Source organism: Chitinimonas lacunae, assembly GCF_042650885.1.
GTDB lineage: Bacteria > Pseudomonadota > Gammaproteobacteria > Burkholderiales > Chitinimonadaceae > Chitinimonas_A > Chitinimonas_A lacunae.
Genome location: NZ_JBHSBU010000001.1, coordinates 1,422,753 through 1,443,413, shown reverse-complemented (window position 1 = coordinate 1,443,413; position 20,661 = coordinate 1,422,753). Strand labels below are relative to the sequence as shown.

Genomic DNA, 20,661 nt, shown 5'->3' with positions numbered 1-20,661 from the left:
TCTGCCTGTCGCTACCTCGATATTTTTAAAAATCATTGTTTTGAGGGGTCAGGGTTTTGAGGAATATTTAATATGGCAATTCCTTTGCGTATGCTCGCCAGCGCCATGTGTTGCGCGGTGGGGTACAGCCAGCCGGCTGCCGTGGCCGCCATTCGTGCCGAAATCAATCATTTCCGTCAGACCGATTTTGTCGATTACAACGGTAATCCCATCATCGGTGCCCAACTCTGGCAGATGGGGCAATGGGGACCGGCGCGTTTCGGGCGGATGTTCTCCCTGATCTTCCAAGAATGTCAGACCCGTCTACCTGATCTGGAACCGGCTGAAACGGCCTTGATCCTGTTGGTGGCCGAACCCGAAAGACCGGGCATCGATGGCCGCTGGGCTCAAGCGGCGTTTTCTGCCTGCCAGGAGCAGACCGGTCGGTCTTTTCATGGTGAATCGAGAATCTGCGCCTGGGGCAAGGCTGGCATCGCCCCGGCCGTGCTGTTGGCCCGCAAGCTGTTCACCCTGCCGGCGTCAGAGCGGCCCCGGCAAGTTATGGTCGCCGGGGTTGATACCTATTTCAGCGCCAGCACGATCAACCACTATCTCTCGGCCAACCGGCTGCTCTGTTCCGACAACCACGATGGTTTCATCCCTGGCGAAGGGGCTGGTGCCGTGGTGCTGAGCCCGGCCGAGGCCGACGGGCCGGCCCTGTGGATCGACGGCGCGGCAGCTGGTCGCGAGCCGGCCTGTTATCTGTCTGACCAACCCTCACGCGCCCAGATGCTGTGCCGGATCATGCGCGAAGCCAGCGCCGAGGCTCAGATTGCCGTGTCCGCACTGGATTTTCATGCCAGTGGGGTGAGCGGCGAGAGCTGGTATTTCCGCGAAGCCGCCCTGGCTGTCGATCGGACCCTGGAGCAGCGGATCGACCATTTTCCCCATGAATTGATCGCGAAATATATCGGCGAGACCGGTGCCGCCTGCGCGCCGCTGACCCTGGCGTGGCTCGGCGAGGTCATGGGGCGTGGCGACGGACCGGGTCGTGGTGCCCTGCTGCATTTCGCCAATGACGGCGGCGAGCGGGCTGCCCTGGTCGTTCGATATCGATAAGAAAACGAGTGGAGCCGATTCAGTGGAAACCCATGTCTATGCCAACAGCCGGGAAATCGCCAGCAAAGGGGCCAATGGCCGCTCGCTGGGGGCTTTCCCCGATCCGTGCTGGAGTCCGCCGTCACCATCCGCCGGACCGATCATCCTGCCTTATCCCAATACCGCCCTTATCCGCGATCTGGCCAAGGGCAGTAACACCGTATTCATCTGCGGACAGATGGTGGCGCTCGAAGATGTGTCCTATTTCTCCCGCAGTACCGGCAACGAGCCGGCCACCCGTATGCTGGGGCAGGGGGTGGCGACCCATGTGATCACCGGGCGCGCCTATTTCCGCTCGTGGTCCATGGATGTGCAGGTCGAAGGCTTTTGCGTGCCGCGCCATCTCGATCTGACCACCCATAACCACGGTTCGCAGCCGCCCAATACGCCACCGACGCATTACATCGACACTTCGAGGCCCAAGAACCCGTGTGACGAAGAGTTGGAAAACATCGCGAAGAAATGTTCGACTGCGCCGCCCCAGCCCGGAGACAAGAAGGACCAGGAAAGAGATCTGCTCGCCCGCTTGTCCAAGCGGCATCCCAAGCTGGCCGGGGCGTTTTCCAAGCTCAAGAACAAGGTCGACAGTCCGGTCGCCGACTGGATTGAAGAGCACTGCGACGGCTTGCTGATCAAGCCCGGCTCATTCGATGCGGGCCAAATGGACGCGTTGCGTGAAATCCTCGACAACGGCCCGACCGCCCTGGGGCAGGTCGCCCGCGACATGCTCAAGGATGCGGCCATGGAGGTGCTCGGCCATCTGAGCAAGGAAGCGGCGGAAAAAGCAGGCAAAATGCTCGCCCGTACCCTGAGCCGTCATGCCGTGATCTCGGCCGTGGCGGCGGCACCGGCGGCGACCGGGGTAGGTGCGGCGGTAGTGCCGGTCACCGAGCTGGTGGGCAATGTGGTGGGTCTGGTGATCGACGTGGTCGATGGTATCTGGACTGCCTACCAGATCGGGAAAGAGGCACCTGCACTGATCGCCAAGGTAAAGGAAGTGTTCGGCGCCTTCGACAATCTCGGCAAGGCGACCTCATCGCTATTCGAACGCTATGGTCTGGACCCCAAGACAGCCACGTGGGACGACCTGTTCAAGCGAATGAAGAAAGTCACCCCGACAGAAATGGCCGCTGATGCGATGAGTGTGATGGCCAAGGCCAATCCTTGCACCCGGGCACGTCGTTGCATCCTGGTGCGGTACGAGGATACGGAGCAGCCGAAGGCTTTCGACGGTACGGGTTGCTGCCCGGGACAGACTGGACACCATCTGATCCCCGACAAGATGATGCAAGGGGTAAATTGCCCGGGTTATGAATATCCCAAGGCTCCGAATGTCTGTGTTGAAGGGGTGAATCAGAGTCATGGTACCCATAACGAAGTTCATAAGAGACTTGACAAAATAGTTAAGGATAATGCTGGTGCGGATGGAAAAGTATCTATGGATCAAGCTATTGCAGCTGCCACGGCTTCTTTTTTTCGCGCCTTCCCTGAATCAGGCTGCCGACCCAATTGCATTGAAAGCCAATTGAAAAATTATTATGGGTCGCGTTGCCCCAATGCCCGTCTGAACAAAGAGACGGGTTATAGCCAAAACGAAAAGGGTGTAGAGCGCCGCCGTGGTCGTAAGTCAGGCAGCAATTCTTCATCTAGTTCCACTGGATCCTAAAACTGTCTGGAGATCTAATGAATTTGGAAACATGGCAGTCACACTTCGAAGGCTATACCTTGGTTGGCTGTGCCGTCGGAAATCGCAACACTCTTTATCTGCTCGGCAAAGCTAATCCTCCTGAAGGTTCAAAAGAAGTATGGAATTACGAATTAACCACGAGATTCGTGTTCTACATGCGGGATGATGAGGATCCTGATAATCGTTGGGGTAGCATCGATTTTAATATGCTTGACTATCCAATGCTGGCCGCAGTTAAAAAACCAGAGAGTCAGGCAGTCATCGTGGATGACCGACGCTGGGTGTTTTCTTTCAATCTGGACGGTGATCAAGTAGAGCCAGAAATCCCCAAATCTTTGAGCCAAGGCGGGTCGGTAACACGCCTTAAGGAAATTGAAGGTTATCTTTACGCTGTAGATAGCGGTCGTTGTGCCTTTTATCGTGAATCATCCGGTAAATGGATAGGTCTCGAAGAAGGTCATGTTCTGACTCAATTTGACGGGAGTGATCTGACCTATGCGCCAAGTTTCGAAGATATAGACGGATTTTCGCGCTGTGATATTTATGCCGTTGGTGGAAAAGGCGATGTGTGGCATTGGAATGGAGCAAGATGGAGCCAATGCCATTTTCCTTCCAATATGTATTTGACAGCCGTTTGCTGTGGTGAAGACGGTAAAGTCTATATCGGCGCACAGTGCGGCACTGTCTTTGTCGGCCGTGGCGATGACTGGCAAATGCTGCAAAAGAACGATTACACCCTGCCATTCAAGGACATGGTCTGGTACGAGGATCGGGTCTGGTGTACATCCGACTACGGCGTCTATCAGATCGTGGACGGTAAATTCACTTCAGCCGTATTGCCGCTTGAAGCCGCAATCTGCGCCGGAAATTTATCGGTCGGTGATGGGGTGCTGCTGTTGGCTGGCGTGCATGGCGCGGCATTTCTGGAAAATGGAAAGTGGGAATCGCTGGTCAATAATCCGGAAATGCGTCAATTGGCGGAGAATCCATAACCCATATTCTTCTGGAATAAGGTAAGTGCGAGTGGCCAGCAAAACCGCCAGGATCCGTCCAACTATCTTCCTTTTTTATTGCGCTGTCCGCGCCTGAAGCAGAAAGAGAATCTCAGACGAAAAAAATGGGAGAAACGACGTTTCTCCCATCAATTCTCTCTTCACGCTAGAAAACTGCTGTGCCGTCAGGCAGGCGGGAACGCATGGCGTTGTATTCCCGATTCTCTGGCATGCCACCCTGACACGCCGGGAGTTGATGCGGGCTCAAAATGAAAATTTTAAGAAAATCCACTGCAAGCTATGAGGCAGGTAATGAATAAAATATAAAAAATTCAGCAGGAAAATTTGAGATGGCGTGCAGTGCAGCCATCTTGATATTCCACGTCTCGTGAAAGGCCGGGGTGAGGGTGCCTTACATCGCTTACGGCTAAAGCACCCTAGGGTTTTTTGGGGTTGGACGCTTTTAAGGGCGTCCTGGCGGTTATTCGACGCTGATCCGTTGCGCCGTCTTGCCGTCGCGGCTCGGCAGGTAGAAATCGCCTGCTTCGAGCCACCAGCTTTGATTGCGGTAGCACTCCGGCATCTGGATCAGACGCGGATCGGGGGTGAAGCGGTAGAGGCGGCCGTGCAGGCGGGCGCTCAAGGTGGCATCGGTGTTGAGCGACCAGACGACTGCGGGATCGCTGGCACGCAGCGCGGCGAGCAGGGCCGGCATATCGGCGAAGGCCGGGCGGAGTTGCTGTTCGCGGCCCTGGTCACGGAACACATAGCGACCGTCGTCGAGCTTCCACAGCCCTTCCTTGCCGCTCGACGGGGTGGCGGCCCATTCGGGGCGCAGGGAGTAGACCCCGGCATCGGTGACACGCGGGCGCTCGCCAGTGGTGAGCAGCAGGCTGCCGTCTTCACGTACTTCGAGTTCGGCGCCGGCGCCGAATTGACCACGCAGGCGACGCACGGCCAATTGCAGGTCGGCGAGGCTGGGAATCAGGGTAATGGTGACACCACCCCGGCTGATGTCCACAGCGCCGTTGTCGCGGGTCGCCAGCCCGTCGCTGGTGTTGCCGCCGCGACGGAGCGGCGACAGGGGCAGGCCGTACAGCCGGCCGGCGCTGCTCTCGACGGTCAGCACGCCGCGTTTGTCCTGGTGGGCGGTGACGGGCAGGCCGAAGGTCTGGCTGAGGACGGTGGCAATGCCTTGCTCGAGATCGCTCGTTTTGCGCTCGGAACCGCCAAGGTCGGCGATCGAAGGCAGGGCGATCGGTTGGTGGTCGATCAGTAGATCCTGGGCGTGGACGGCACCGCTAAGCGCCAGGGTGCAGCAAGCAATACGAAGACGATTCCGGATACGCAAACGATTCAGCATATAAAAATTGACAGGTATCGGGCAAAACCACGCCCGCGCTGATGGGGCGCGGGCGCAGGGGGGTGGGAAAAGTGGAATATTAACAAAAGGTACTTTATATGACAAATGTTTGATTTTGTTGGGGGTAGGGGAAAACCCAGGCTTGCGGCTCATGCCGACTGGTGCTCTTCAAGCCAGCGTGCGGCCTGGCGCGCCAGCATCGCTTCTTCGTTGGTCGGGATCACCCACAAGGAGGGCTGGCTGCCCGGGTCGCTGATGCAGGACGTGGTGGCGATGGTCTGGTGATTGGCCTCCGGGTCGAGCCGGAAACCCAGCCATTCAAGCCGCTCGACGATGCCGGCGCGCACCAGGGCCGAGTGTTCGCCGATCCCGGCGGTAAAGACCAGGGCGTCGATACCGCCACTGCTGACCACCAGCGAGGCAATCTCGCGCGCCGCCATCAGGCAGAACAACTCGACTGCCCGCCGTGCCGCCGGATGGGCGCTGGCCTGGAGCTGGCGCATATCGTGGCTGATGCCCGAGACGCCGAGCAGGCCGGAGCGGCGGTACAGCAGGTCGGCAATATCGGCGCTGCTGAAGTCGAGCGAATCCTGCAGATACAGCAGCACGCCCGGATCGATCCGGCCGCAGCGGCTGCCCATCATCAGGCCTTCGAGTGCCGTGAATCCCATGCTGCTGGCGATGCTGCGGCCGTTGACCACCGCGCAGGCGCTGGCGCCGTTGCCCAGGTGGACGATGATGACCCGGCCACGGCCGATCCGTTCGCCCAGCACCTGCGGCAGTTGTTCGGCCACATATTGATAGGACAGGCCATGGAAGCCATAGCGGCGGATGCCCAGCCGGAACAGTTCTTCCGGCAAGGCATAGCGTTGTTGCAGTTCGCTTTGGGTGCGATGGAAGGCGGTGTCGAAACAGGCCAGATGGCGCGCCTGCGGCAACTGCTGTTGCAGGATGCGCGCACCGGCGAGGCCGTGCGGCTGGTGCAGCGGGGCCAGCGGCACCAGGCCCTCCAGATAGTCGAAGGCTTCGTCGTCGAGCAGGGTCGGGCGGCTATAGCGCGGGCCGCCGTGCACGATACGGTGCGAGACGGCCGTGACCGAGCTGACTTCGGTTTCCAGCCAGGCGGCCAGATGGTGGAGGGCGGTTTCCGGGTCGCGCTGCGGCAGCACGGTTTCGAGCAGATGCTGGCCGTCGGCGCGGCAGGCGTAGAAGCGCGGCGGCGGGTCGGAGGTGGACGGGCCCAGATGTTCGATCTGGCCATGCAGCAGCGGTCGTTCGCCGTCGTCGAAGTAGGCGGCGAACTTCAGCGTCGCCGAGCCGGCGTTGAGGGTCAGGATGGTCATGGTCGGTTCGCCAGAATCTGGGCCAGCGCACACGAGGCCATGCGCGATTCGGCATTGTCGGCCCGGCTGGTCAGCACCACCGGCACCCGGGCGCCCAGCACGATGCCGGCGGCACGGGCGCCGGCCAGATACTGCAACTGCTTGGCCAGCATATTGCCCGCTTCGAGTTCGGGAACCAGCAGGATATCGGCGCAGCCCGCAACAGGACTCGTAATACCCTTGGCATTGGCCGCCTCGGCGGAAATGGCGTTATCGAATGCCAATGGTCCGTCGAGGATGGCACCGGTGATCTGACCCCGGTCGGCCATCTTGCACAGCGCCGCAGCGTCGAGGGTGGCGCGCATCGATGGATTGACGGTTTCGACCGCCGCCAGAATCGCCACCTTGGGATGGCTGAAGCCCAGCGCATGGAGCAGGTCGATGGCGTTCTGCACGATGTCGCGTTTGTCGATCAGGCTCGGTTCGATATTGATGGCGGCGTCGGTGATAAACAGCGGTTTGGGGTAAGCCGGCACTTCCATGGCAAACACATGACTGACCCGCCGTTCGGTGCGCAGGCCGCTGGTGCTCGACAGCACGGCGTGCATCAGCTCATCGGTATGCAGACTGCCTTTCATCAAGGCACCGACCCGGCCTTCGCGGGCCAGTTGGACTGCCAGCGCCGCCGCTGCATGGCTATGCGGCACGTCGAGGTGTTCGATGCCTTCGAGCGAGACGCGGGCGGCATCGGCCGCTGCGGCGAGTTTGGCGGTCGGGGCGATCAAGATCGGTACGATCAGTCCACGTCTTGCCGCGTCGAGCGAACCTTGCAAGGTGGCCGGGTCGCAAGCGTGGACCACGGCCGTCGGCAATGGCGGCAGACCTTGGGCGCGGTGGAGCAGGAGCGAGAGGGCGTCTATCGGCATGGTCAGTCCACAATGTTGTAGCCGGCGTCGATATGAAATACCGAACCGGTCAGATTGCGGGCAGCGTCCGACACCAGAAAGGCGCTGAGCGCGCCCACATCGTCGGGGGTAGCGAGGGTATGCAAGGGACTTTTGGCGACGGCTTGCGCGAGCAATTCGTCGAAGTGGGCGAGTCCCGAAGCGGCGCGGGTGGGCATGGGGCCGGGGGAGAGGGCATGGACGCGGATATGGCGTGCTGCCAGTTCATAGGCCAGATAGCGCACTGTGGCTTCGAGCGCGGCCTTGACCGGACCCATCATGCCGTAGTGTTCCACCACTTTTTCGGCACCGTAGTAGCTCATGGTCAGGATGGTGCCGCCTTCTGGCATCAGCGCTTCGGCCTGCTTGGCCATGCGGATCAGTGAGTGGCAGGACACATCCATCGCCCGCAAGAAGGCGGCGCTGTCGCAGTCGACCACCCGGCCGTGCAGTTGTTCGAGCGGGGCGTAGGCCACCGAGTGGATCAGGAAATCAAGCCGCCCCCAATGCTCCGCAATCGCTCCGAACACCGCTTCGAGCTGGCCGGGCTGCTCCAGGTCGCACGGCAGGATGATGGGGCAGTCGATCGATTCAGCCAGGGGGCGGACAAAACGTTCGGCCTTGGCATTGAGATAGGTGGCGGCGATCTCGGCGCCCGCCGTATGGCAGGCACGGGCGCAGCCCCAGGCGATGCTGTGTTCGTTGGCGATTCCAACCACCAGGCCGCGTCGGCCAGCAAGCGAGAACATGGATGCGAAGCTCCTTTGGATAATGGTGCGAGCGTAACGGGCCAACTGGCGCGGCGCCTTGCGGCAGCGCAATAAAGATCGTGCTGCTTGTTACCGTATCAGCCTTGCAATGCGGTAACCACGCATCTATAGACAGGAACATAAATTCCTATAAACCCACGCGGTAAGCAGTGCAAGCCGCGTGGAGCGCTTAATGCCGGGGAGGGGTAGTCGGAGCATCCGCCATCTGTGGACAACCTTCCGGTAGCGCCGGGGTTTTGTTCTTTTGACGTTCCGATGAATGGGTTTCCCCTCTGTACGACCCCGATCCGTTGCCGATGGGCCGCCAGGTGCTGTCTGCGTCGGGTCGCAGCAAGGCGCGTGCCGCTGCCGGCGGCGGCGCGACGTCGCCTACCCGAGGAGGAAACCCGATCATGTTCGATTTATTCCCCAGGCGTCATCCGACGCTGCCGCAGCAAGACACCCCGAAAGAGCGCGAACAGCGCGAGCAACAGCTCGACAGCGCCCGTCTGACCTATTGCTGGACCGACGACATGCCCAATGTGGTCGGTGTGCCAATGGCGACCGAGGTGCCTTACGCCGATACCCCGACGCTGGTATGGCTGGCTGAGGTCGGTGAAACCGGTCTGGCGATTCTGGAGAATCTGCTGGCTGCCAAGCTCGCCGCTTCGCCGGCCAGTGCGGAACTGGGCGCATTGGGGCAAAAGCTGGAAAACCTGCGCGCCATCGTGCAGCCGCTCCATGCCGATCTGAAGACCACCATGGCCGACGAAGGCACGCGGCTGCTGTCGGGGCTGGGTTCTGCGGCCTTCCATCTGGTGACGCAACACCAGCAGGCCCTGCAAGAAGTGCTCGATCAGATGCTCGACCTGGCGCAGGCATTGATGGCCAAGCCGGCCCAGCTCGCCAGCAGCGGCAGCGATCCGCTTGAGCCTTATCAGGCCCTGTTCAAGACGCTGCCCCGGCCGTCCATCTCCTACGATTTCATGACCGATGAGGAATTCGCCCATCTGCGGGTGGCCGGTCCCAATCCGATGCTGTTGAGCGGGGTGCAGAGCCTGCCCGCCAAATTTCCGCTGAGCGATGCGCAATACCAGCAGGTGATGGGCAAGGGCGACAGCCTCGCCGCCGCGCTTCAGGACCACCGCCTCTATCTGCTCGATTACGCCGAACTCGACAGCCTGGTCGCCAACCCGGGCCAGACCAATGGCCAACCCAAGGCGGTCTATGCGCCCATTGCCTTGTTCGCCGTGCCGCGTGGCGGCAGTGAGCTGGTGCCGGTGGCGATCCAGAACGGCCAGAACCCGGCGATCAATCCCATATTCCTGCGTGTCTCGGACCCATCTCAGCCCGACTACTGGGGCTGGCAGATGGCCAAGACCGTGGTGCAAGTGGCCGAGGGCAATTACCACGAGCTGTTTGTCCATCTGGCGCGCACCCACCTGGTGATGGAAGCGTTCTGCGTCGCCACCCATCGCAATCTGGCCCAGACCCACCCGATCAACGTTCTACTGCTGCCGCACTTCGAGGGTTCGCTGTTCATCAACAAGAGCGCCGCCGACAGCCTGATTGCCCCGGGAGGCCCGATCGACCATATCTTCGGCGCCACCATCACGGCCACCCAGCAGGCTGCTGGCAACGACCGGCTGGCGTTCGACTTCTACGCCAAGCGCCTGCCGCAGGACTTGCAGGCCCGGGGGGTCGACAACCCCAACTATCTGCCGGACTACCCCTACCGCGACGACGGCCTGCTGGTATGGCAGGCAATCGCCAAATGGACCGAGAGCTATGTCGATGTCTATTACCAGAGCAATACCGACATCCTGAACGACACCGAGCTGGCAGCCTGGACGGCCGATCTGATCGGCAACGGCAAGATCAAGGGTTTCACGCCCATCAACACCAAGGCGCAGTTGAGCGATGTGCTGACCATGGTGATCTACACGGCCAGCGCCCAGCATGCAGCCGTCAATTTCCCGCAAAAACCGGACATGACCTACGCCCCGGCCATCTCCGGCGCAGGCTGGAGCAGTGCGCCCAATAAGGAGAGCGGCCAGAGCCAGTCCGCCTGGCTGAAGCTGCTGCCGCCTGTTGATGAGGCGCAGGAACAGTTGAATGTGCTTTATCTGCTGGGGTCGGTGCATTACCGCCAGCTTGGGGAATATCGAACCAATACCTTCCCGTATCTGCCGTGGTTCGAAGACCCAAGAATCACCAAACCAGGCGGGCCGCTCGATATGTTCCGGATGAATTTGCAGGGGGTGGAAGAGACGATTCAGGCGAGAAATAAGACTCGGAAGCAGGTTTATGAGTTTTTGTTGCCGAGTTTGATTCCGCCGAGTGTCAATATTTGATTGTTGGTTTCTTGGCGTCCTGTTTGCTTGGGCGGGGGAATAGGGCGCCGGAGTTTGTTTTGGGGTCTATATGGCTAACTCAATAATCATTCGCAATCTAAAGCATATAAAAAGACTGGAATTTGAAGTTCCTGGTAAAGGCGTTTATTTGTTGTCTGGAAGGAATGGGTCTGGTAAGAGCACAGTGCTTGCGTGTCTTATGCGGATAAAAAATTCACATGCCTTTGCTAAGCATTTTATACGTTCTTATCATTCGTCAGGACTTGATGATTTTACAGGGGCGGAAGTTATTTACAGGGTAAATGATATGGAGGTTGTATACACCTATGGTGGGAAACGATGGGTGCCTAGACCTCGCTCCAAGAGGAAGCTTCTCGATAATTTTGGATACCCAGAAGTTTTTTATATAGGTGCAACAGCGGACCGCATTACGCCTCGCACCGAGGATTTTCTGGTTAGGAGGACTAAAGATGCAGATCCTGAGATCGTGCTTACGGCTAATACGATATTGGGCACCGAAAAATTTTCTGGACTGAAAACTGTAAACCTAACTACTGGGGCGGGGAATTCTGTATTTGTTCTGGAGTGTAAGGGCGAGGGGGGGATTAAATATTTTTCGGAGAAGAATTTTAGTCTGGGTGAGTTATGTGTCTTAAAGCTTGTAAAGCATCTTCAGAAATGTGTTGGCAAATCCTTGGTGCTTATTGATGAGCTTGAATTGGCTCTTCATCCTAGAGCCCAAATTGAGCTTCTGCGGTATTTGGTTGAAATTGCTGAGAAAAAAGAACTTACTGTAATATTTTCTACTCATTCGGTTAGTCTTTTGAAAAATGTAAAACGTCAACAAATTATATTTTTGGATAGTAATGAGGGGATTGTTGAAATGGTAAAAAATTGCTATCCAACATACGTTCTGGGAAATATTACCTTTGATGAAGAGCCAACTCCTGATGGAGTAATCTATGTTGAAGATGAAGCTGCTCGCTGGTTATGTGAGGCTTTGCTACGTTTATGGGCAAATGTTGTCTTTGAGGAAAAAGCTGCTCTAACTCCTGTTGTGAAGGTTATTCCTGTCGGTCCATTTATGAATACAGCTAGGATGCTGTCGGGAAGTCAAGGGGTATTTCCTTGTAGTACTGTCCTGATGGCTGTGCTAGATGAAGATGTCAAAAATGAAAGTGTTAGAGGATGGGAGGAAAGTAAAAATTATGAGAGGCTTGGTGAATTTGCGGATTACAATGAGCGGATAAAATATTTGCCTTGTACTCCTGAGGTTGGATTGGTGGATTATTTGAGTCGTGATATAGCTGGAGCCAACAGGTCTCTTAAGGACTTTTTTGGAGGGCATAAAGAATTGGTGAGTCGATTAGATTTTAAAGATATGTCCACCATGAGTGAAAAGGGAAAAAGAGATACTTGTAAGTCGACTTTGAGGGATATATTCCAAAGAATAGGGGCGGATTATAATGTGGGAAATGAAAGGGTTCAGAGCATTTTTTATGAGATATTGGCTGAATGGTTGTTTTGTGATAAGAAAGATGATGTCATGAAATTATTCTCTGTTTTAAATAGGAAAAGTAGATGATTTCAAGGTGGTTGTATTTTTGAGTGGTCGCCCCAATTATAGTTTGAATTGATCATTTCTCACTCATACTCTCCGCCCCATCCCACCCCTCCGCCGGCGGATTAAACCTCAACTCACTAATCCGCGCGAGATAACGCAATCCCACCAAATCGTCGGGATAGCGCAGCACGATCTCGTTCCATATCTGTTCCGCCTTATCCCAATCCTGCCAGCAGTAGTAATCGAGCGCGAAGGCGCTTTGTTCTACCAGCCAGGGGTCGGGGCAGGGAGTGTAGACCTCGACGGTTTCCTGCTTGCCCTTCACCCGTACCCGTTCCACCAGCCGCAGCCCGGACTTGTCGCGCAACCTCGCCACGGTCGCGCCGCTGACCAGCAAACGCGAGCCATAGCGTTTATTCAGTCCTTCAAGCCGTGCCGCCAGATTGACCGTATCGCCCAGCGCCGTGTAGTTGAAGCGCTTGGGGGCGCCCATATTGCCGACCACGGCCTCGCCGGTATGAATGCCGATCCGGGTGGAGACGGGCGGAAGTCCCTCATCGCTCAACCGTGCATTGATGACCGCTTCGGCCTCCAGCATCGCGCGGGCGGCGGCGACGGCGTGGTCGGCGTGATGGGTGTCCGGCAGTGGGGCGCCCCAGAAGGCCATCACAGCGTCGCCGATGAATTTATCCACCGTGCCTTGATGCTCGAAAATCGCTTCGGTCATCCCACCGAAATAGACATTGAGCAGCCGCGCCGTCTGCTGCGGCGTCAGCAACTCCGCTGCTGACGTGAAGTCCGCCAGATCGGTGAACATCAACGTCAACTCACGCTGCTCGCCGCCCAGCGCCAGGCTTTCCTCTTCCTGCTGGGCCAGTCGTTCGGCCACGGCTGCCGGGACATAGAGCGAGAAGATCCGCTTGATCCGCTGTTTCTGCCGCTGTTCCACCACAAAGGCATCGACCGCCCGCGCCACATAGAACAAGGCAAGCGCCGTCACGGCGCCCAGCGGTGGCAGCCATAGTCCGAGCCAGATAAACAGCGCATAGGACAAGCCCAGCGCTCCGCCCGCCAAGCCCAGCGTCGCCCCCAACGACCACCAGCCATGAAAACGCGACAGCAGCAGCGTTCCCAACCCCATCGCCACAAGCAATAAGGCCAGCCGTGCCTGCCAGGGCACTTCGCCGATGGCCACGCCGCGCAGCGCGTTGTCGACGGCGGTGGCGTGGATTTCCACCCCAGGCGTATCGCGCCCCGTATAGGCCGTGAACGGGGTGTAGAACATATCGGTCTGCGCCGCGCCCAGCTCGCCGGTGGCGCGGGTGTCGCGGCCGATCAGCACCAGACTGCCGGCCAGCGCCTCACGCAGCGGTTCGATATCGGTATCGAGCACCTGATGGTAGGGAAGGTAGGGAAAGCTGTGATCCGGCCCGAGATAGCGCAGCAAGGGCCGTTCAGGCAAAGGCGGTGGGGGCGCCATCGATGGATTGGCCCGACGCAGTCCCTCGACGATACGGCGCCAGAAGGCATCATCGCGGTTTGGCAGGCGCCGCACGCCGCGGTCGAGTTCCATCTCGACGGCCACCAGCCCGACCCGCGCACCCGCCTGGCGCAGGATTGGCAAAGGCTCGGCGATACCTGACAGCAGGCCGAAGGCCGTCTCCTGCCGATAGGGGTTGGCGGCCAGCACCACATTGCCGGCCTGGCGGATCGACTCTGCCAGCGCAGCATCGTTGGCCGGGTCGGTCGGCTGATCGAAGATCACGTCAAACGCCACCACCGACACGCCCGCCGCGGCCAATTTATCGATCAGTCGGGCGTGGATTTCACGGGGCCACGGCCAGCGCTGCTGCAAGGCGGCGAGCGAGGCGTCGTCGATGCCGATCACGACGATGGGCAAGGTGGCGGCATGGGGCGCGGTCTGGACGGTCAGGAAATCGAACCAGCGGTATTCGATCCAGTACCAGAAGCGATGCCCGCCCACCAGGCCGAACGCCAGCGACAGCGTCAACGCCATCACGATCACGGAACGCCAGCGGCGCCGGCTGTGGGCGCGGGTCATCTATTTCACCGTGTAGACGACCTTGTAGCGGCCGTTGGCCAGCATCTCGTCGGCCGAGGTGCCCCAGCCCAGATAGATGGCCGTGCCGCTGGGCAACTGATCGACCCGTTCTCCCTTGAGCAGACTCACCAGGGTGCTGCCGGTCGGCGGCACGCCGCTCATATACGGTTGCAGCGGCCCGCCGAGATAGCGGCCCCAACCGCGTGTATCGCGGATAAACAGCGTATCGAGCGAGGCAAAGCCCTGACCGCCGCCGAACTGGGCATCGGGCGTCGAGAACGCGGCGACGAAGACCTGAACCGGATCGGTCGCCGCGCTGAACGCCCCGCTGCTGCCGGGCGGATTGGGCCGGAAGAAGCGGACTTCGGCATTGAGGTTGAAAGCCGAGGTGCTGCCCGAACGTGAGGCAATCGAGATAAACGGTGGAATACCCTGGGTCGGCAACTTGGATGTGCCCGGTTGCAGATCGAGGAACCAGTCGTTGCCGTTGGTCCCAGCGTTGACGTTGTAGACGACCGAAGCGAGCTTGGCCTCGGCGTAGTTGCCGTCGCCCAACTGGCCGAAATCGTCGGCACCCACGCCCCACACCACCCCATCGCGGCGATTGCCCACCAGATAGAGGAAGCCAGCTGCGATCTGCGACATATCGCTCAAGCCTTCGACCTGATCGCCATTGTCGAGGCTGAACACCCGGCCAGTACGGGTCAGCGCCCAGGCCCCGTAGGGCGAACCGGCCACCTGCCGTACCGCCTCGGACATCGGCACCCGCGTCGGCGCATAACCCAGGCCGAAAGGCTGACGCAGGGCCCAGACGCTGCCATCGGACTTGACCGCGTAGGAGGTGTAGCTGACATCGAGCCCGAGCAGCTCAAGCAAGGCGAGGAAGGTGAAATCGCTGTTGGATAGGGACACGGCGCCGTTGAACCCCGGGACAACCCCGGCATCCCAGTTATTGCTCAAGGGGTTGTAGGTGCCGTAACCGACCTGTCCCAGCGAATCGAGCGCCAGCACATGCGAGCTGGTCGCCGCGATGCTGACGGCGCCATTGAGGCCAGTGATCTGCTGTGGCTGCGGGAAACAGCCGCCGACCAGTTCGTCGTGATGACGACGGTAGACCCAGACGGTATGGTCCTGCCGCAGCGCGGCGATGCCCTCGGGGTAGCCGGTGAAGGGGGCAATGGCGGTAATCTGCGACAGTCCAGGCACTTGCATCGGATAGGAGGTGGAGACTTCGCACGGGGTGGAACCCCACATCCACACCGTTCCGTCGCTGCGCAGCGCATAGCTCTTGCCGTTGGCAGCGGCGGTCTGGGTGACGCTGCTCAAGCCGGTTACCTTGATTGGGGTGGTGCTGGTGGTGACGGTGCCAAGCCCGAGCTGGCCGTGGTCGTCGAGTCCCCAGACCTGCACGCTGCCGTCGCCCAGCAGGGCCATCGCATGGCGGCAGCCGGCGGTGATGGCGCTGGCGTTGCTGACGCCCACGGCGCGGATCGGCTCAATACTGTAGTCCTGGCTGCCATTGCCGAGCTGGCCGGCGCTGTTGTCGCCGATCGAAGTGACGCTGCGGTCGGCATTGAGCGTCATCACGTGATAGCAGCCCAGGGCCGCCTGCTTGCCGCGCAGCGCAGTGAACGGTCGCGGTGAAAGCCCGATGCCGCTGCCCCATACCCACACCACATCGTCGCCGGCGACCGCGATGCTCCAGTCGCCCCGGGTGGCAATCGAGCGGATGCCGCTCAAGAAGACCTGGGTTGCATAGGACTTCGACTGGCCCGAGCCGTCGCCGACCTGGCCTTTGTCGTTGCAACCCCAGCCCCATACGCTGCCATCGGGGAACATCACCAGCGAATGCCGGCCGCCTGCTGCGATGCCGCTGGCGCCGTAGATGCCATAGACCCGTTGCGGCGTGGTGCGGCGCTCGCCGTCATCACCGAGCTGGCCACAGTCATTGTCGCCCCAGGTCCAGACCTGTCCCGAGGCGTCGAGCGCCAGCGAATGGTCGGCGCCGGCGGCGATTTGCCGGATACCGCTCAGACCTTCGACCCGTTTGACTTCACTCTGCCCGGCCAGGGCCGTGTCGCTGCCTTGCGGCCGACCCCAGCTCCAGACGCTGCCGTCGCTTTTCAGGGCCAGGGCGTGATCGTCGCCGGCAGCAATGCCGCTGATGGCGCTGAGCCCGGCCACCTTGCCCGGCGCGGCGCGGGGAATCCGTTGGCGGTCGGCAAGCTGGCCGTAGCCATTGTCGCCCCAGGCCCAGACCGTGCCGTCACGGCCGAGTGCCAGGCTGAAATGGTCACCACCGGCAACTGCGATGGCGGGAACGGGCAGGCTCAGTCGTTGTGGCAGCAGTTGGGCCAGATTGCGGTTGCTGCCCAGTTGACCGGAAATATCGCTGCCCCAGGCGTAGACCGTACCATTGGCGTCGAGCGCCAGACTATGGTCCCAACCAGCCGCGACGCCGGGTGTGGCGGCATGGCCGCTCGGCCAGGCCAGTACCAGCGCCAGCAGGGCCGGCAGGAGTTGGTCAGGGAATCGCTTCATGATGCATACCTCGTCCGTGATGCGATCAGGCCAAACTGGCCATTCGCGTCGCCGCCGCTATGGGTGCGTCGGCCTGACTATCCTTTTCCGCCTCCGGACTGCTGCTTGCCGAGCGACAAGCGGCCTTTTTGAAGTATTTTTTCTTTTTCTAATGTATATGGCTATGGATATAGCAGTCGTTTTTCCTGAAATTTTCTATTCTGGTGCTGCTGAGGCTTCCTGTCCTGCTGGGTCTCCCATCCCACCAAGCTCACAGGGTGGCTTGGGCCGCAGACCGTCACCCACCGTTTGCGTCCAGCAGGAACGACGGTAAGGACGGAAACCTCGTGTCTTACGCCGCTTTTCTATCGGGCAGTGGGGCTGGGGGCGTTTTCCGAATCGGCATGCAGTCCAATGTGTGATCTTGGTCTCAAGTGTCCGCCTAAAAAATTTCCTTTATCAAAGAGATATGGGTCATTGCTTGCAGGGAGATTTCCTGAATTTTTCTATTCGTCTCTCCCGCTTCTCCTGAACCTTTCAAAAGCGATACTGCAACGTCGCCGCAAACAAGGCCGGCTCGTCGCGCCGGCCCAGGTTGCCGGCCAGGGCATCGAGGTTCCAGCGCTTGTCGGGGCTTTCCCAATAGATGCGCACGATGCCTTCCCATTCGGCAGGGAGCGGTTGGCGGTTGGCTTCGTCTTCGAAGCGGCGGCTGCGGTGGATGGCCTGGGCCGAGAGTTGGGTACGCGGCCACACCAGCCAACTGCCGCCCAAGGCGACCTGATGGCGCGGCAGATACGGCAGATGGCTGCCGCGCCAGCGCTCGCTGTGGCTGTCTTGATAGCGGTAGCGGGCGTAGAGCGAGCTGTTGCCACCGAGCAGCATGCCTGCATGGAGGCCGGCGCTGTTGACCGTGCCCTGGGCAAATACCGGTTCGCCTTCGAGCAGATCGAGGCGGGATGCGTTGGCGATCCGGGCGAAGCGGAACGGGTCGAGCCGGCTGACATCGACCGGACGCGGCCAGGGGCCGGCCAGGCCGCTCGGGTTGTCGATGGTCTGGCGCGCGGCAAAGGCATTCCAGAAGCTGCGTTCGCCGATTTCCCAATCTAGCTGTATCCGCCCCTGCTTCAGCTTGCCGCCCGGCGCGGTCAGGCGGTCGTCCACGGGAATGCCGCCGTGAGCGAGCGGTTGCAGCGAGGCCGGGGAGACGGGTCGTTGCCAATCCTGCCAGGCGGCACGTAGTACCAGGCCCGGTTTCAGTGTCCAGGCGACCCCAAGCTGAGGCCGTATACGGCTGTCACGCAGATCGTCGCGCGAAGCGACCGGGGCGTTGGGGAAGCTGTCGAAGTGGCGGATACGTGCCCGCCAGCCGTCGAAGCGGGTGGCGCTGAGGGTCCAGTCGAATACCAGTCCGGGCTGGCTGCGGAGGCGGCCGCCGAGCCACAGGGAGTTGCTGCGGTCGCGGCCACGGTCGCTCAGGGTCTGCCGTTCGCTGATCGCCAGATCGGGCAGGAAGGTGATGGTTTCGAGCACATCGCCATGGCTGTCGATTCGACGGCGCGCCGTTTCGGCACCGAAGCTCCATTCGATCTGGCCACGGTCGAGGCTGGCGCGGGCGGCGATATCGCTTTGCTCGTCGCGCTCGGCCATCACGCTATGGCTGACCACGTCGATGGCTTCGGCGGCCAGCTGGGAGCTTTCATGGCGCTGCCAGTGACTGCGGTCGCGGCCCTGGCCGAATTTGAGCCAGAACTGCTCTCGGGCGACCGGGCGGTAGGCCAGGCCCGTGTCGATCCGGTCGGTCATGCCGGTGCCGACCGGCTGCCGCTGCGGCGACAGGCCGCCTGAAGTCGAGCGGAAATGTTCGAGCGATAGAAAGCCGCGCCAGCGATGGTTGGGTTCGATGCCGAAGGCCGCATCGATGCGGTCGTCGTAGGGCAATTTGCCGCCCTGGCGCGGGTCGAGCCAGCGGCGCGAGCCTTGGAGCGAATAGGCCCACGGCACGGGCGACTGACGGTAGCCCGCGACAGCGAGCGCCGGCTGCCAGCTGCGCAAGCGCTCACTGGCGGCGACCTGAAGCGCCGCCGTCGGGAAATCGCCCGGCTGCGGCAGCAAGGGCTGGAAGCGCGAGGCCGCGCCGATTGCCGTCGGTTGGGTCAGCAGACCCAGCGTCAGCGCCGATTTGCGGTTGAAGTTGCCAGCGAGCCGTTCGGCCAGAAAGAAGTTGGCCCCGGCCCAGAACGGATCGTAGCTGTCGCGGGCATAGGCAAGTGCCCATTCTTCCAATCCCATGAAGGCCAGGGCGCTGCCCAGGCCCGCACTGCCCTTGCGGTCGTCGGCCAGCTGTTGCAGCGATTTGAGCCGTGGCAGCCGGGCCAGCGCCGCACGGGCGGCTTCGAGCGCCGGGCCGGGACGCAGGGTGTCGTGCTCGATCAGGGCGCTGATCAGATAGGGCAGGGGATCGTTAGGGTCGTGCCGGCTGGCCAGACCCAGTTCAGCCTGGGCCGCGTCGGCGCGACCGAGTCGGTAATAGGCGACGGCGGCGTAGACGTGGGCACGGGCGTAGCGCGGCTCGATCACGCCGGCCTTGAGGGCAGCTTCGAGCGCCGCTTCGTCCTCGCCGCGCCGCAGTCGCAGCAGGGCCAGTCCGGTCAGCGCCCGGTAATCGTCGGGCCGGGCGGCCAGGGCGGCGGCAAAGCCCGCCTCGGCCGCAGCAAAGCGGCTGGCGCGGCTGTCGAGCTGGGCTTGATCGGCCAGCAGCTCGGGATCGGTCGGGTCAAGGCTGAGTGCCCGCGCCAAAGCCTGTGCAGCGGTATCGAAATTGTCGCGCTCGGTCTCGACCACGCCCGCGCCATGCCAGCCGCGCGGGTCAGCGGGACGGGCTGCCTGGGCGCGTCGGTAGGCCGCGAGGGCTGCGTCGCCAGCGCCGTCGAAACGGGCCAGTTCGGCTTCGAGCAGGGCGAATTCGGTGGGGATCGGTCGCGCCAGTGCGGCCAGCCGGCGCCGCGCTTCGTCCCATTGGCCTTGCAGCATCGAAAGCTCGATCAGCGCCGCCTGTGGGCGTGTGGCTTGCTGATCCTGTTGGGCGGCCTGTTCGAGGCGGGCGCGGGCGGCGGCGAAGTCGCCCAGATAGACGTCGAGGTCGGCGCCCAGTAAGGCGGCTGCGCCGTCGAAGTTCCGCGACTGCTCGGCGTCGAGCAGCCTGGCGGCTTCCCCGATCGCCCCCCGCGCCAGCGCCTCGAACACCGGCCGCCAACGTGGCGCGGCGGCAAGTTCCGGATGGCGGCGCGGCTCGAGCCGGAAATCACCGACCCATTGCACCCGTTCGGCCGGATTCTGCAATACCCGCTTGCTGGGCGCGCCACCCGGTTGGACCTGGCCTTGCTCGCCGGGGCCAAGGCTGACCCGGCCTTGTTCATTGCGCAATTCCACCCGACCCGACAGCACCGTCAGTAGTGTGCTGCCGTCGTCGGCCACTTCGGCGACCCAGTCGGTGCCATGGATGGCGGCAATCGCGGTGGGCGTCTCGAACTTGAGCCGGTCGGGGGCGTTTTTCGATTGCATCCAGGCTTTGCCCTGGCGCAGCTTGATCAGGGTGTCGAGGCCGCGGCCGTCGCCAATCGACTTGATCTCGAATTGGCTGTTGCGGGCGAGCCGGAGTTGGCTGCGATCGGCAAACAGCAGTGCCATGCTGCCGTCGCTCAGGGTTCGCACCGTCTGGCCGCCGAACAGCTTCTGCTGCACCCGCGCCGCCACCCAGGCCGCCGTGGCGGCCGTCCGGTACTCGCCACCGCCTTCGAGGCTGACGATTTCGGCGCTGGGCACGGTCGCTGCCTGGCTGCTCAACGACAGCACAACAAGCCAGGGGAAAAGCCGGAAGGAAGACGAGGGCGGCAAGACAGGCTCCGGGACGGTAGGAGAAAAGCGGACGGTCCTGTCTATTGTTATACGTCGCCCACCTGAGCCT

General features: G+C 61.1%; 12 protein-coding genes. 5 read left to right on the top strand and 7 right to left on the bottom strand.

Going from position 1 to position 20,661, the window contains the following annotated elements; translation table 11 throughout:
- Positions 1-72 precede the first annotated feature (72 nt).
- The 3 genes from ACFOW7_RS06150 to ACFOW7_RS06140 are packed head-to-tail and all read left to right on the top strand — an operon-like array spanning position 73 to position 3,816.
- Positions 73-1,098: a hypothetical protein gene (locus ACFOW7_RS06150; RefSeq protein WP_378162153.1), complete on the top strand. Its 1,026-nt coding sequence runs from the start codon at positions 73-75 to the stop codon at positions 1,096-1,098.
- Positions 1,099-1,120: 22 nt separating this feature from the next.
- Positions 1,121-2,803 carry a PAAR-like domain-containing protein gene (locus tag ACFOW7_RS06145; protein WP_378162151.1) on the top strand — a complete coding sequence of 561 codons (1,683 nt, stop codon included), beginning with the start codon at positions 1,121-1,123 and terminating at the stop codon, positions 2,801-2,803.
- A 17-nt stretch (positions 2,804-2,820) separates the two neighbouring features.
- On the top strand, positions 2,821-3,816 hold the full coding sequence (locus tag ACFOW7_RS06140; RefSeq protein WP_378162149.1) for a hypothetical protein: 996 nt from the start codon (positions 2,821-2,823) through the stop codon (positions 3,814-3,816).
- A 481-nt stretch (positions 3,817-4,297) separates the two neighbouring features.
- On the opposite strand, the gene ACFOW7_RS06135 is transcribed toward ACFOW7_RS06140, so the two are convergent.
- From ACFOW7_RS06135 to fabI, 4 genes are all read right to left on the bottom strand, one after another.
- On the bottom strand, positions 4,298-5,167 hold the full coding sequence (locus ACFOW7_RS06135) for a hypothetical protein (RefSeq protein ID WP_378162147.1): 870 nt from the start codon (positions 5,165-5,167) through the stop codon (positions 4,298-4,300).
- 161 nt (positions 5,168-5,328) lie between these two features.
- Positions 5,329-6,522: an acetate/propionate family kinase gene (locus ACFOW7_RS06130; RefSeq protein ID WP_378162145.1), complete on the bottom strand. Its 1,194-nt coding sequence runs from the start codon at positions 6,520-6,522 to the stop codon at positions 5,329-5,331.
- A complete protein-coding gene (locus tag ACFOW7_RS06125; RefSeq protein WP_378162143.1) occupies positions 6,519-7,427 on the bottom strand; it encodes a bifunctional enoyl-CoA hydratase/phosphate acetyltransferase in 909 nt (302 codons plus the stop codon). The genes ACFOW7_RS06130 and ACFOW7_RS06125 overlap by 4 nt, the downstream gene beginning before the upstream one ends.
- A gap of 2 nt (positions 7,428-7,429) precedes the next feature.
- A complete protein-coding gene (gene fabI, locus ACFOW7_RS06120) occupies positions 7,430-8,194 on the bottom strand; it encodes an enoyl-ACP reductase FabI (protein ID WP_378162140.1) in 765 nt (254 codons plus the stop codon).
- A gap of 413 nt (positions 8,195-8,607) precedes the next feature.
- Here fabI and ACFOW7_RS06115 point away from each other — a divergent pair, with 413 nt between their 5' ends.
- Both ACFOW7_RS06115 and ACFOW7_RS06110 read left to right on the top strand, forming a co-directional pair.
- Complete coding sequence (locus ACFOW7_RS06115; RefSeq protein WP_378162137.1) at positions 8,608-10,548, top strand: lipoxygenase family protein; 1,941 nt, start codon at positions 8,608-8,610, stop codon at positions 10,546-10,548.
- Positions 10,549-10,618: 70 nt separating this feature from the next.
- Positions 10,619-12,133 carry an ATP-dependent nuclease gene (locus ACFOW7_RS06110; protein ID WP_378162135.1) on the top strand — a complete coding sequence of 505 codons (1,515 nt, stop codon included), beginning with the start codon at positions 10,619-10,621 and terminating at the stop codon, positions 12,131-12,133.
- A 52-nt stretch (positions 12,134-12,185) separates the two neighbouring features.
- Here the strand turns inward: ACFOW7_RS06110 and ACFOW7_RS06105 are convergent, their stop codons facing one another.
- The 3 genes from ACFOW7_RS06105 to ACFOW7_RS06095 all read right to left on the bottom strand — a co-directional run bounded on the left by ACFOW7_RS06105 (position 12,186) and on the right by ACFOW7_RS06095 (position 20,519).
- A complete protein-coding gene (locus ACFOW7_RS06105; protein ID WP_378162133.1) occupies positions 12,186-14,174 on the bottom strand; it encodes a CHASE2 domain-containing protein in 1,989 nt (662 codons plus the stop codon).
- Positions 14,175-16,715 (bottom strand): RCC1 domain-containing protein, encoded by a 2,541-nt coding sequence (locus ACFOW7_RS06100; RefSeq protein ID WP_378162131.1) that lies wholly within the window; start codon positions 16,713-16,715, stop codon positions 14,175-14,177. It abuts the gene before it with no gap.
- A gap of 516 nt (positions 16,716-17,231) precedes the next feature.
- Positions 17,232-20,519, bottom strand: coding sequence for a FecR domain-containing protein (locus ACFOW7_RS06095; RefSeq protein WP_378162129.1), 3,288 nt, complete (start codon positions 20,517-20,519; stop codon positions 17,232-17,234).
- Between the last annotated feature and the right edge of the window lie 142 nt (positions 20,520-20,661).

What these genes read in the sequence shown, in the direction of transcription:
- ACFOW7_RS06150 (WP_378162153.1), top strand. Translation starts at nt 73, where the DNA reads ATGGCAATTCCTTTGCGTATGCTCGCCAGCGCCATGTGTTGCGCGGTG.
- ACFOW7_RS06140 (WP_378162149.1), top strand. Translation starts at nt 2,821, where the DNA reads ATGAATTTGGAAACATGGCAGTCACACTTCGAAGGCTATACCTTGGTT.
- ACFOW7_RS06130 (WP_378162145.1), bottom strand. Translation starts at nt 6,522, where the DNA reads ATGACCATCCTGACCCTCAACGCCGGCTCGGCGACGCTGAAGTTCGCC.
- ACFOW7_RS06125 (WP_378162143.1), bottom strand. Translation starts at nt 7,427, where the DNA reads ATGCCGATAGACGCCCTCTCGCTCCTGCTCCACCGCGCCCAAGGTCTG.
- fabI (WP_378162140.1), bottom strand. Translation starts at nt 8,194, where the DNA reads ATGTTCTCGCTTGCTGGCCGACGCGGCCTGGTGGTTGGAATCGCCAAC.
- ACFOW7_RS06115 (WP_378162137.1), top strand. Translation starts at nt 8,608, where the DNA reads ATGTTCGATTTATTCCCCAGGCGTCATCCGACGCTGCCGCAGCAAGAC.
- ACFOW7_RS06110 (WP_378162135.1), top strand. Translation starts at nt 10,619, where the DNA reads ATGGCTAACTCAATAATCATTCGCAATCTAAAGCATATAAAAAGACTG.
- ACFOW7_RS06105 (WP_378162133.1), bottom strand. Translation starts at nt 14,174, where the DNA reads ATGACCCGCGCCCACAGCCGGCGCCGCTGGCGTTCCGTGATCGTGATG.
- ACFOW7_RS06100 (WP_378162131.1), bottom strand. Translation starts at nt 16,715, where the DNA reads ATGAAGCGATTCCCTGACCAACTCCTGCCGGCCCTGCTGGCGCTGGTA.